10 protein-coding genes are annotated in these 12,117 nt (G+C 64.4%); 5 read left to right on the top strand and 5 right to left on the bottom strand.

From position 1 onward, the window contains the following. Positions 1-6: 6 nt before the first annotated feature. Both ACVZUB_RS13510 and ACVZUB_RS13515 read left to right on the top strand, forming a co-directional pair. Complete coding sequence (locus tag ACVZUB_RS13510; RefSeq protein ID WP_308252600.1) at positions 7-996, top strand: hypothetical protein; 990 nt, start codon at positions 7-9, stop codon at positions 994-996. 56 nt (positions 997-1,052) lie between these two features. Continuing rightward, positions 1,053-2,378 (top strand): alpha/beta hydrolase, encoded by a 1,326-nt coding sequence (locus ACVZUB_RS13515; RefSeq protein WP_234551384.1) that lies wholly within the window; start codon positions 1,053-1,055, stop codon positions 2,376-2,378. Positions 2,379-2,417: 39 nt separating this feature from the next. Here the strand turns inward: ACVZUB_RS13515 and ACVZUB_RS13520 are convergent, their stop codons facing one another. The 4 genes from ACVZUB_RS13520 to ACVZUB_RS13535 all read right to left on the bottom strand — a co-directional run bounded on the left by ACVZUB_RS13520 (position 2,418) and on the right by ACVZUB_RS13535 (position 6,620). Then, a complete protein-coding gene (locus tag ACVZUB_RS13520) occupies positions 2,418-2,675 on the bottom strand; it encodes an HPr family phosphocarrier protein (protein WP_003942144.1) in 258 nt (85 codons plus the stop codon). A gap of 97 nt (positions 2,676-2,772) precedes the next feature. Continuing rightward, entirely contained in the window at positions 2,773-4,842 is a 2,070-nt protein-coding gene (locus ACVZUB_RS13525) for a PTS fructose transporter subunit IIABC (protein WP_050655799.1), read from the bottom strand. A gap of 18 nt (positions 4,843-4,860) precedes the next feature. Next, complete coding sequence (gene pfkB, locus ACVZUB_RS13530) at positions 4,861-5,856, bottom strand: 1-phosphofructokinase (protein WP_030535546.1); 996 nt, start codon at positions 5,854-5,856, stop codon at positions 4,861-4,863. Beyond that, positions 5,853-6,620 (bottom strand): DeoR/GlpR family DNA-binding transcription regulator, encoded by a 768-nt coding sequence (locus ACVZUB_RS13535; protein ID WP_003942134.1) that lies wholly within the window; start codon positions 6,618-6,620, stop codon positions 5,853-5,855. The genes pfkB and ACVZUB_RS13535 overlap by 4 nt, the downstream gene beginning before the upstream one ends. A 191-nt stretch (positions 6,621-6,811) precedes the next feature. Here ACVZUB_RS13535 and ACVZUB_RS13540 point away from each other — a divergent pair, with 191 nt between their 5' ends. The 3 genes from ACVZUB_RS13540 to ACVZUB_RS13550 all read left to right on the top strand — a co-directional run bounded on the left by ACVZUB_RS13540 (position 6,812) and on the right by ACVZUB_RS13550 (position 11,173). Further along, positions 6,812-8,485 (top strand): putative PEP-binding protein, encoded by a 1,674-nt coding sequence (locus tag ACVZUB_RS13540; RefSeq protein ID WP_482628477.1) that lies wholly within the window; start codon positions 6,812-6,814, stop codon positions 8,483-8,485. Positions 8,486-8,560: 75 nt separating this feature from the next. Further along, positions 8,561-9,841: a uracil-xanthine permease family protein gene (locus ACVZUB_RS13545; RefSeq protein WP_020907537.1), complete on the top strand. Its 1,281-nt coding sequence runs from the start codon at positions 8,561-8,563 to the stop codon at positions 9,839-9,841. Positions 9,842-10,030: 189 nt separating this feature from the next. Continuing rightward, the gene (locus ACVZUB_RS13550) at positions 10,031-11,173 is read left to right on the top strand and encodes an acyl-CoA dehydrogenase family protein (RefSeq protein ID WP_007735194.1); all 1,143 of its coding nucleotides are present in this window, start codon (positions 10,031-10,033) and stop codon (positions 11,171-11,173) included. A gap of 94 nt (positions 11,174-11,267) precedes the next feature. Here ACVZUB_RS13550 and lexA read toward each other — a convergent pair whose 3' ends face one another. Further along, entirely contained in the window at positions 11,268-11,996 is a 729-nt protein-coding gene (gene lexA, locus ACVZUB_RS13555) for a transcriptional repressor LexA (RefSeq protein WP_482628478.1), read from the bottom strand. Positions 11,997-12,117: the final 121 nt, after the last annotated feature.

Here is a 12,117-nt window from a genome sequence, read left to right on the forward strand (position 1 = left end):
GGGGCCGTGGTCGCGGTGATTGCTGCGACTACGGCAGCCGCACTGCTTCCCGGAGCGCTCGCACAGGCGTCGTCGTTCGAACCGAGCGAGTTCGCCCCACTCTGTACGCCTACCGATCCTGCGCTCCAGGAGTTGTCGGGGATGGTCGTCGTCGACGATCGGATCTACGCGATGGGTGACGGCGGCAGTGACGACTTCGTATTCGAAATGGACCTGAACTGTGTTGTCCAGAAACAGATTCCGGTCCCGATAGATCCTTACGACGTCGAAGATCTTGCGGTGAGTGGGCGAACGCTCGTTCTGTCGGACACCGGTGACAACCTCCGGACCCGCGAAACAGTGGCGTTCATCACGATGGACCTCGATTCCGGTGACGGTACGTTGCACCGCCTCACGTACCCGGACGGTGCGCACGACACCGAGTCGATACTGCTCGACCCCGACGGCCACGTTTTTGTCGTGACCAAGGAATTGTTCGGCGAAAGCAGTGTCTACACACCGGTCGGGGATCAGAAACTGAGTGACTTGGCGCAGCCCGGCCCGACGCCGCTCGAGCGCGTCGGAGCCGTGTCCCTCGGACCGGAGAAGCCCGTGTCGGTGATGTTCACCGGGGGAGCGGTGTCGTCGGACGGTTCGGCGATCGCACTTCGGAGTTACTCCGACCTGTACGTGTACGAAGTCGTGGACGGCGGAATCGGCGCGACGCTCACCGGTACCGAACCGCTGCGGATCCCGCTCCCGAAGGAGCCTCAGGGTGAGGCGGTGGCATTCAACGATGCGGGCGATGTTCTGATCGGTTCTGAATCTGCCGGCGGAGCGTTGCCGCCGGTGTACGTGATGCGAGCGCTCGTGGACGCGACAGAAGCGACGGCTGACTCGTCTGACGGTTCGGTCGGTGTCGGGGTCGATCCGTGGACATTCGTGTGGGCCGGGTTGGTCGCGGCAGGATGTGCGATCGGGGGCGCGGCGTTCGTGAGATTTCGACGACGCCGCTGATTCCCAAATAATTCCACGAATTCGCAGACCGCCGGTAGATGTGGATACTGGAACGAATGCACGGGCATCAACTCCTGACGCGGCTCTCGCGTATGTCACTCGAGCACGGACACATCACCGCAGTGCTGCTCGTGGGTTCCGTCATCGTCGGCGTCGGCACGTTGCTTCTGCTTCGGTGGTTGCCGCGTCGGGCCGCGTTGGTTGCGCTAGTTCTGTCAGTGCTCGGATCAGCCACCGGTGCGACGTTCGTGTGGCTCAGCTTTCGGCCGCTGCCCGCGCAGCTACCGGCGTCGAATTTTGTCTGGATAGCGCTGGCGATGTTCGGAGTCATCGGCGCCGCACTCGTTCTCCTTCGGCGCCCAGGGCTTGCGCGTGGCCTTTCGGTGACGGCATTCGCCGGGCTGGCCGCGATCGTCGCAGTAGGTCAGGTCAACGCGCAGACCGGCACCTATCCCACACTCGGCTCACTGGTCGGGCACTGGCCGGTGGGCTCGGTCGAGAACGTTGCCTTCGATTCGCTCCCCGGGGCCGAACCTTGGGTTCAACGGGGACTGCCCACCGAAACTCATTGGCAGGTTCCGGTGCGGATGCCGAGCAACGGTGTCGTGACGGAAGCGGCGATTCCAGGAAACGTTTCGGGATTCGACGCGAGGCCTGCGACGCTGTATCTCCCGCCGGCCTATCTTGCCGATCCGCGTGCCGAGTTGCCCGTACTGGTGTTGGTGGCGGGTGAGCCCGGCAGCCCCAGCGACTGGCTGGACAGTGGCCGGCTCGCGACCACCGTCGACGCCTATGCGTCGAGGCATTCCGGGCTTGCTCCCGTCGTGGTGGTGCCCGACGCGTTGGGGGACTACGACGCCAACCCCGGCTGCATGGATTCTGCGCTCGGCAACGTCGCGACGTATCTGGACCAGGACGTCCCGAACTGGATCGAATCGAACCTTCAAGTGAATCCGGACGCTGCGCAATGGGCTATCGGTGGGTTCTCCTACGGCGGGACATGCGCGATCGAGATGGCCGTGAACTTCCCGGACCGATACCCGTCGTTCCTGGACTTCTCCGGCCAGGACGAACCGTCGACCGGTGATCACGAGGACACCGTGGCGGCCATGTTCGACGGTGACGAAAGCGCGTTCGACGCGGTCAACGCCCGAGACCTGATGGCGCAGAATCGGTATCCGCAGTTGTCGGGTGTATTTGTCGCGGGTGAGGACGACGACATCTACCGCCCTCAGCAGGAGATCATGTTCGAGGCTGCACGCGCCGCCGACATGAACGTGGACTACTACACCCTTCCCGGCGGGCACTCGGGTGATGTGTGGGGCACTGCTCTGGAACTCGAAATGGACTGGCTGGGCCGGACACTCGCACTGACTCCGTGAGAGTGTCCGGCCCGCTACACAGCACCGACTGACATCAGGTCAGGCGTCGAGATCAGCGGCTACCAGCTCGGCGACCTTGGCGAGTGCGTCGGCGTCGTCGGACTCGATGGTTACTTCGGTGTCCTTGGCGGCTCCGAGCGTCATGATCATCAGTGCCGACCCTGCATCCACCGGTTCGCCGTCGGCGACTGCGAGGGTGACCGTGGCGCCGGAGGCTCCGACTGCTTCGGCGATGAGAGCGGCGGGGCGGGCGTGGAGGCCGACTGCGGAACCGACGGCAACTGTCTTGCTGGGCATGGGATCTCCTCGTTGTAGAACTGTCGTTGCGGACGTTATGGGGTGTTCGGGCAGATCTGGTGACTCAGGTGGTGACTGCAGCGTTGCCTGCTGTCGATCATGCCGCAGCGGGCACGATTTCGGGGTCGAGTTCGGCATCGGACGGCCCCTTGCGGAAGAACTCCTTGGCTCCGACGACGGCGAGCGCAGCTACCACGGTTCCCGCGGCGAGCGAGACCAGGAACCAGCCGATTCCGCCGACTGCGAAGAAGACGAAGATCCCGCCGTGCGGGGCGCTGAGAGTGACGTCGAAAGCCATGATCAGCGCGCCGGTGACCGCGCCGCCCGCCATCATCGAGGGGATCACGCGAAGCGGGTCGGCAGCGGCGAACGGAATCGCGCCCTCGGAGATGAATGCCGAACCCAGCAACCAGGCAGCCTTTCCGTTCTCCCGTTCGGCTTCGCTGAAGAGCTTGGGACGCAGCACCGTCGAGGCAAGTGCCATGGCAAGCGGCGGAACCATACCGGCAGCCATGACAGCCGCCATGATGCGCAAAGTGGCCGGGTCGTTGACGTTGAGTCCGGCGACGGCGAAGGCGTAAGCCGCCTTGTTGACCGGTCCACCGAGGTCGAAGCACATCATCAGGCCGAGAATGATGCCGAGGAAGATGGCCGAGCTGCCGGACAGTCCGTTGAGCCAGTCGGTGAGACCGGAGGTGATCGCGGCGAGCGGACGCCCGAGGACGATGAACATCAGTGCTCCGACGACCAGCGTCGCGAACAGCGGGATGATCACCACCGGCATCAGGCCTCGCAGCCACTGCGGGACGGCGATCCGGCCGATGTAGAGCGCGACGACACCGGCGATGAGACCACCGACCAAGCCGCCGATGAAACCGGCACCGACGAACACGGCGACCGCGCCGGCTGTGAAGCCGGGAGCGATGCCAGGCCGGTCGGCGATGGCGAAGGCGATGTAGCCGGCCAACGCGGGCACCAGGAAGCTGAATGCCAACGAACCGATCTGGAACAGCACTGCGCCGAGATAGGTGGCCAGACCACCGTCGGGAAGGTTGGTGATCGAGTTGTTGAGAACGATGTCCTTGGCCGGACCGGAGATCTCGTATCCGCCGAGCAGGAAGCCGAGTGCGATCAGCAGACCGCCGGCCGCGACGAACGGGATCATGTAGCTGACACCGGTCAGGAGGACCTGACGGAGGTGGGTGCCGAACCCTACGGAACCGGCATCGGAATCCGCGGCCGCTGCGGCGGTGCCGTCAACGGTGGCGGCGGCGGGATTCTCGGAGGCGCGCAACGCTTCTGCGAGCATCTTGTCCGGCTCGTTGATTGCCCGCTTCACACCGGAAGCGACGACGGGCTTACCGGCGAATCGTTCGCGGCCCTTCACTCCGACGTCGGTGGCGAAGATGACCGCGGCGGCTCCCGCGATCACCGAAGGGTCAAGGGGGGTGCTTCCGCTCGAACCTTGCGTTTCGACGTGCACCTTGACGCCGGCGCGTTCACCCGCGGCGACGAGTGAGTCCGCCGCCATGTAGGTGTGAGCGATTCCGGTCGGGCAGGCGGTGACCGCGACGATGTGACGCTCCGCGGGCGCTGGTGCCGGGGTCTCCTCGGTAGCGTGTTTCCCGGTGGAAACGGGTGCCGGGGGTGTCGCTGCCGCAGCCTTTGCTGCAGGATCCTTCGGTGCGGGGTTGAGTACCTCGTCGACCAGTCTCACGATCTCGTCCGGCGTCGACGCTTCACGAAGTGACGTGACGAACGCGGGCCTGACGAGTGCTCGGGCCAAGGAGGAGAGCAGCTTCATGTGCTCGGCCCCGGCGCCTTCGGGTGCCGCGATCAGGAAGACCAGATCGGCGGGGCCGTCGGGTGCACCGAAGTCGACCTTCGGATCGAGTCGAGCAAACCCCAGGGACGCGGACGAGACAGCCTCGGCGCGGCAGTGGGGAATTGCGATTCCGCCGGGCAGTCCGGTCGCGGACTGCGCTTCGCGAGCGAGTGCGGCATCGACCAGTCCCGCGGCGTCGCTCGCCCGCCCCGCTGCAGTCAATCGCGCTGCGAGAGAACGAATGACATCTTCCTTGGTCGAACCCAGGTCGGTGTCGAGTGAGATCAGTTCGGGACTGATGATCTCCGGGCCGGAACTGCCGGCTGCGGTGGTATCGGACATGTCAGGTTCCTTAGGGCGTCAGGCGAGTTCGGTGGGGACGGGGATGGGAGAGGCGGCATCTGCTGCAGATACCGAAACCGCTGCCAGATCGATCTGTTCGGGTGTGGGAAGGGTTGTGCCGGGAAGGGAGGCAGCGGCGCTTCCGTAGGCGACCGCGTGACGTAGCCGCTCGGATTCCGAGCCGCCGCCCGCTTCGGCGAGGATGTAGCCGGCCAGCGACGAATCGCCTGCGCCGACGGTACTGACTGCGACAATCGGGGGAGCGGTGGCGATCCACGCGCCGTCGGCCGTGACGAGGACGGCACCGGCTGCGCCGAGTGTGGCGAGCACACTGCCGACGCCGCGGTCGACCAATCGCTGTGCCGCCGTGATTGCAGGCCCGGGATCACCGTTCTCGGCAGCACGTTCGAGGACGTGGCCGTCGACGCCGGTCAGTTGCGCGAGTTCCTCGCCGTTGGGTTTGAGCAGATCAGGTGCCGAGCCGGGGAAGCATTCGGCGAGTGCCGTCAGTGGGGCGTCCGAGGTGTCGACCGCTACCTTGCACGGGTGATCGCGCAGCGCCGCGACAAGTTCGCCGTACCACCCCAGAGGAACGCCGGGAGGCAGTGAGCCGGACAGCGCGAACCACAGTGCGGTATCGGCGCGGGCGATCAACTCCTGTGCCAGGGCGTCGAGCGTCGAACCGGACAGCGTTGCGCCGGGTTCGTTGATCTTCGTCGTGGTCCCGTCCGGTTCGGCGATGGTGATGTTGGTGCGAGCCGGACCCGTTGTGGCGACGCCGATGTGGGGAATCCCACCGGCTGCGAGCGCCGAGAGCAAGGGATCGCCACCATTTCCCGGTAGCACCGCGAGCACGTCGAGGTCGGCTGCGGCGAGAACACGCGCCACGTTGACCCCCTTGCCGCCGGGGTCGCTGCGAGTGGAGTGGGCGCGTAGGACGGAGCCTCGTTCGAGCCGTTGCTCGAGTTGTACGGTCCGATCGATACTCGGGTTGGCTGTCAGTGTGACGATCATGCGATCACCACCTCGATTCCGTGGTCGTGGAACTCGGATGTGTCTGTGGGACTGATCTCTTCGTCGGTGATGAGGACGTCGATGCTGTCGAGTGGTGCGAAGCTGATCAAGTGCTCGCGGCCGACTTTGCTGGAATCGGCCACCACGACAACGTGATTGGCGGCCTTGACCATCGCTCGTTTGACGGCGGCCTCTTCGCTGTCCGGGGTGGAGAGTCCGTGCCCGACGCTGATCGCGTTGGTTCCGACGAAGGCGACGTCGACCCGCAACGTGCTCAGCAGGCGCAGAGCGTCCTCGCCGACCGCGGCTTGCGTCACCCCGCGTACTCGTCCGCCGAGCAGGATCAGGGAAATCGAGTTCATCGATGCCAGTCGTGCGCCGATCGGCACGGAATTGGTCACGGCCGTGAAGTCGTTCTCGGTCGGAAGTTCGGGGATCATGCGGCCCGTGGTCGTGCCCGCGTCGAAGATGACGCTGCCGCCGGTAGGAGGGAGATAGGTGACCGCGCAGCGGGCGATCCGGTCCTTCTGTTGCGCGCGGGTCTGATCGCGTTCCGCCATGCCCGGTTCGGTCACGTGGAGGGATCCGGTCGGAACGGCGCCGCCGTGTACACGCCTGATCTGTCCGATCCGCTCGAGGAAGGCCAGATCGCGACGCACGGTCTCGGTGGTCACACCGAAGGTCTCCGACAGCGCCGCCACGGACATGCGTCCGCGCTGCGACACCATGGTGCCGATCGCTTGTTGGCGTTCTTCCGCGTACACGTGCTCTCCGATTCCGAAATGTGATCCGACGGTGCGTTGTGGATCACAGTGAATGTTGCTTTATGTTGTTTTACGCCCGAGTGTGTTGACATGTCAAGACTTGGGAGTAATCTTCGTCACAACGAAGGTGAGGGCTTTACGCGCTCGAGGTGATCCGGTGTGGCACCGGGCCCATCGCTCAAGGAGGACAGATGACCGAACAGCTCAACCGAATCACCGTGCACGGCACCCCCGTCGTGCCCGGAATTGCCTACGGCCCGGCTATCTGGCCGTCCAGCCGACCAGAACTCGTCACCGATGCGCCCGCACTCGACGAGGCCGATCGAGAGGCCGCTGCAGACGCCTTCGTCGCAGCAGCGAAGGCTGTCGAGAACCGCCTTCTCGGACGGGCTGCCGAAGCCACAGGCGCGGCCGCCGAGGTCTTGCAGGCCAACGCGGCGATGGCAGCCGATCGCGGCTGGATCGGGGCGGCAAAGAAGTCGATCGCCGGCGGAGTGCCCCCGGTGCAGGCTGCGATCGCGGCGACGGAGCAGTTCGTGGTGCTGTTCACCAAGGTCGGCGGTGTGATGGCCGAGCGCGTCACCGATCTCGAGGACATCCGCGACCGCGTGATCGCCGAACTCTCCGGATTGCCCGAACCCGGAGTTCCGATGCCCGAGACGCCGTCGGTGCTGTGCGCGGACGATCTGGCTCCTGCGGACACCGCGGGCCTCGATGCAACCAAGATCATCGGACTCGTGACCATCTTCGGCGGCCCGACCAGCCACACGGCAATCATCGCGAGGCAGTTGGGCATCCCGTGCATCGTGGCTGCGAAGGAATTGGAATCCATCGCGGCCGGAACACCGATTCTGATCGACGGAACCACCGGCGACGTGATCGCGGAGCCGGATCCCGAACAGGCGCGCGAACTGGTCGAACAATCCCGGATCGATCGCGAACGCGTCAGCACGTGGACCGGACCAGGCCGGACGTCGGACGGTCGGCCGGTAGACGTTCTCGCCAATGTTCAAGACGGCGCGGGCGCTCGCGCCGCGGCGTTGACCGCAGCGGGAGGCATCGGGCTCTTCCGGACCGAACTCTGCTTCCTCGGCCGTGAGACCGAACCGACCGTAGACGAGCAGACGGCGATCTACGCCGAAGTTCTCGAGGCCTTCGCAGGAAAGAAGGTCATCATTCGCACGTTGGACGCGGGTTCGGACAAGCCGCTCAAATTCGCCAACCATCAAGAGGAAGCGAATCCGGCACTCGGCGTTCGTGGGGTCCGAATCGCCTGGCAGGACATGGGAATTCTCGACCGCCAGCTCGACGCGATCGCGGCAGCCGCGGCGTCGACCAACTCGTCCCCGTGGGTCATGGCACCGATGATCGCCACCCCGGCCGAGGCGAAACGTTTTGCCGATGCGGTGCGGGCACGCGATCTTGTTCCCGGTGTGATGGTGGAGATCCCGGCGGCGGCGCTGTTGGCCGACCAGATTCTCGAACACGTCGAATTCCTCTCGATCGGTACCAACGACCTCGCTCAGTACACGATGGCCGCTGATCGGATGTCCTCCGAACTCGCCGACCTGACCGATCCGTGGCAGCCCGCGGTGCTCGCCCTTGTCGCACGTACGGCCCAGGCCGGTCAGGCGGCAGGCAAGCGCGTCGGCGTCTGCGGTGAGGCGGCCGCCGATCCACTGTTGGCGTGTGTTCTGGCCGGACTCGGAGTTTCCTCGCTGTCGTGCGCTGCGGCGTCGGTCGCGGGTGTGGGAGCGAAGGTCGGGTCAGTCACCATGGCGCAATGTGAGGCGGCTGCGGCGGCGGTGCTGGCAACCGGTGATCCGGTGGCAGCGCGCAAAGCGGCGGCCGACGCAATCAGCTGAACTGGTTTCGTTGGTCTCGGTCGGAGACCGAGCGCCTGACCTCTAGTATTTCGACCTGTGATCGAACGAGAAACAATGACCGGGGCCGGCGGAATCGGCTGGACTGTCCACGGAGACGGCAAGCGGATCGCCGACGGCGCCGTCGTGGCGCCGGACGAACGACTGAGTTGGCCGCGCACCATCGGGATCGGGATGCAGCACGTCATCGCGATGTTCGGAGCGACACTGCTCGTTCCGACCATCACCGGCTTCCCCGTCACGACGACGCTGTTGTTCTCGGGTATCGGCACCGCGCTGTTCCTGCTCATCACCCGGGGCCGGATCCCGAGCTATCTCGGTTCGTCCTTCGCGTTCATCGCCCCGCTGACAGCGTCGGCAGGATCGGGCCCGGCCGCGCAGCTCGGTGCCGTCATGGCCGTCGGCATCGTGTTGATGTTGATCGGCGTCGCCGTACGTCTGATCGGCAGCCGGGTCATCGACGCCGTCATGCCGCCGGTAGTGACAGGCGCCGTCGTCGCGCTGATCGGTCTCAACCTCGCTCCGACGGCGGTCGGTTCCTTCGAATCGCAGCCGCTGATCGCCACGGTCACGCTCGTTTCGATCCTGCTGGTCACGGTCGTCGGTCCCGGGCTGCTCGGCCGGTTGGGCATTCTGGTCGGCGTCGTGATCGGCTGGGTCTTCGCCGCGGTCATCGGTGGTCTCGACAGTGAACGAGTGTCCGCTCTGCGCGAAGCCGACTGGTTCGGGCTGCCGAGTCTGCACGGACCGTCGTTCGACTGGTCGGTGATCGTGCTCGCGCTGCCCGTGGTGATCGTTCTGGTCGCCGAGAACGTCGGACATGTCAAAGCGGTGTCCGCCATGACGGGTAAGTCCCTCGATGACCTGGCCGGAAATGCGCTGTTTGCAGACGGTCTCGCCACGACCTTGGCGGGCGCCGGCGGCGGATCCGGAACCACCACGTATGCCGAGAACATCGGTGTCATGGCAGCGACGCGTGTGTACTCGACCGCGGCGTACTGGGTAGCGGCCGCCACCGCCGTGATCCTGGCATTTTCGCCCAAATTCGGTGCACTGGTCTTCACGGTTCCGAACGGCGTCATCGGCGGTGCGACGATGGTTCTCTACGGACTCATCGGCATTCTCGGTGTGCGCATCTGGATGGAAGCGAAGGTGGACTTCACCGATCCGGTCAACCTGACCGTCGCCGCTGCCGCACTGGTTGCCGGCATCGGGAACCTGACGCTGACCATTGGTTCGGTCGAGCTGGGCGGCATCGCTTGGGGGTCGATCGGCATCCTCGTCGCCTACCCGATCATGCGATACCTCGCCAAATTCCGTACTTCGAGTAACAGATAACCGCTACAGTCACGAATCGTGATCGTTCGGGTCATCGACGGGTATCGCAACAGGTTCTACCGTCGGAGGCAGTGACGTGGGCCCGCGAACTTCGGCGTGCCCAGTCTCAGCGAAAATATCCCGACCGGGTACATCGTCCCCACCGGGTACATCACTGAAGTGCCGTATATCGAATTGCAAGGAGTCGGCGTGGAGCGCACCCTGTTCGAACCGGAACATGAACTCTTCCGGGAGTCGTACCAGAAGTTCTTGGCACAGCACGTGGCACCGAACCACGAGAAGTGGGAAGAGCAGAACATCGTCGATCGTGACGTCTGGGTCGAGGCCGGAAAGCAGGGATTCCTGGGAACCGCGGTACCTGAGGAATTCGGCGGCGGCGGTGTCAAGGATTTCCGCTACAACGCGATCATCACCGAGGAAACCACCAAGGGTGGCTTCAGTGGTATCGGCTTCACGCTGCACAACGACGTGGTGGCGCCGTACCTCCTGGAGTTGACCAACGAGGAGCAGAAGCAGCGTTGGCTACCCGGATTCGCGTCGGGTGAGCTGATCTCGGCGATCGCGATGACCGAACCGGGTACCGGTAGCGACCTGCAGGGCATCAAGACGAAAGCAGTTCGCGACGGGGACCACTGGGTACTCAACGGTTCGAAGACCTTCATCACCAACGGAATCAACGCCGACATCATCATCGTTGTCGCGTGCACCGACCCGGACAAGGGTGCTCAGGGCTTCAGCCTCCTCGTGGTCGAGCGGGACATGCCCGGCTTCGAGCGAGGACGCAATCTCGACAAGATCGGCATGAAGGCTCAGGACACCGCCGAACTCAGCTTCACCGACGTACGCGTTCCCGCTGCCAACCTGCTGGGCGAAGAGGGAATGGGCTTCTTCTACTTGATGAAGAACCTTCCCCAGGAACGACTCTCGATCGCCGTCGTTGCTGCCGCCGCAATGGAATCGGTTCTCGAGAGCACGATCCAGTACTGCCGTGACCGCAAGGCATTCGGCAAGTCGATCGGCAGCTTCCAGAACACCCGATTCGTACTGGCCGAATTGGCAACGGAGACCACGGCAGTGCGCATCCTGGTGGACAAGTTCATCGAGCAGCTCAATGCCGAGAAGCTGACCGTGCAGGAAGCTGCGATGGCAAAGTGGTGGACCACCGAAGCTCAGGTCAAGCTCATCGACCGCTGCCTCCAGCTGCACGGAGGCTACGGCTACATGAAGGAATACCCGGTTGCCAAGGCGTACATGGACTCTCGTGTGCAGACCATCTACGGTGGCACAACCGAGATCATGAAGGAGATCATCGGACGCTCGCTGAACCTCTGATTCGGGTGATGCACCGCTGATCGTCACGTAAAAGACTCTGGGCCCCGGCTGATGCCGGGGCCCAGAGTCTTTAGGTCGTGGGATGCGAGCGAATTCAGATCTTCCGCATGACCGTGACAACCTTGCCCAAGATGACGGCGTTGTTGCCGGGAATCGGCTCGAAGAGGTCGTTGTGCGGCATCAACCACACCTCCTTCTTCGTACGCTTGAACGTCTTCACGGTGGCTTCGCCGTCGATCATTGCGGCCACGATGTCACCGTTCTCGGCGACGTTCTGCTGACGGACGACAACCCAGTCGCCATCGCAGATCGCTGCATCGATCATCGACTCACCGACAACCTTGAGCATGAAGAGCGAACCTTGGCCGACGAGCTCGCGGGGGAGTGGAAACACATCCTCCACAGCTTCCTCGGCGAGGATCGGTCCGCCGGCAGCGATGCGGCCCAGGATGGGGACGAACGCCGGCTCTGGCAGCGGGTCGGCACTGTTGTACTCGCCGGAATGCTTCGACACCGACGCGATGGCGGTATCGGCCGCAACCTCGTCGAGACCCCGAACATCGACTGCACGAGGGCGATTGGGATCGCGTCGAAGGAAGCCCTTGCGCTCCAACGTTCGCAGTTGATGCGCGACCGACGACGTGGAGGTAAGCCCCACCGCATCCCCGATTTCGCGAATGCTCGGCGGATACCCGCGCTCCGTCACCGAATCGCGGATCACTTCGAGAACGCGCCGCTGACGCTCGGTGAGCATCTCGCTCGACGGAGACGGAACTGCAGAAGCTCCTGCCTCCGCGGCTGTGCTGGAGCGATCGTCCTTCATGGCCTGTTGCCTCCGTGTCTGAAGAAGTCGTGTCTGAAGAAGTCGTGTCTGAAAAACAGCCTGCAAAAGTGCCTGCAAAGTGCCTGGTGCAAGTCGCGCAGAAACCTGTCGGTGCCTCCTG

Source organism: Rhodococcus sp. OS5 (genome assembly GCF_056837585.1).

Excerpts from the sequence above, each read along its gene's own strand:
- ACVZUB_RS13515 (WP_234551384.1), top strand. The coding sequence starts at position 1,053 with ATGCACGGGCATCAACTCCTGACGCGGCTCTCGCGTATGTCACTCGAG.
- ACVZUB_RS13520 (WP_003942144.1), bottom strand. The coding sequence starts at position 2,675 with ATGCCCAGCAAGACAGTTGCCGTCGGTTCCGCAGTCGGCCTCCACGCC.
- ACVZUB_RS13525 (WP_050655799.1), bottom strand. The coding sequence starts at position 4,842 with ATGTCCGATACCACCGCAGCCGGCAGTTCCGGCCCGGAGATCATCAGT.
- pfkB (WP_030535546.1), bottom strand. The coding sequence starts at position 5,856 with ATGATCGTCACACTGACAGCCAACCCGAGTATCGATCGGACCGTACAA.
- ACVZUB_RS13540 (WP_482628477.1), top strand. The coding sequence starts at position 6,812 with ATGACCGAACAGCTCAACCGAATCACCGTGCACGGCACCCCCGTCGTG.
- ACVZUB_RS13545 (WP_020907537.1), top strand. The coding sequence starts at position 8,561 with ATGACCGGGGCCGGCGGAATCGGCTGGACTGTCCACGGAGACGGCAAG.
- lexA (WP_482628478.1), bottom strand. The coding sequence starts at position 11,996 with ATGAAGGACGATCGCTCCAGCACAGCCGCGGAGGCAGGAGCTTCTGCA.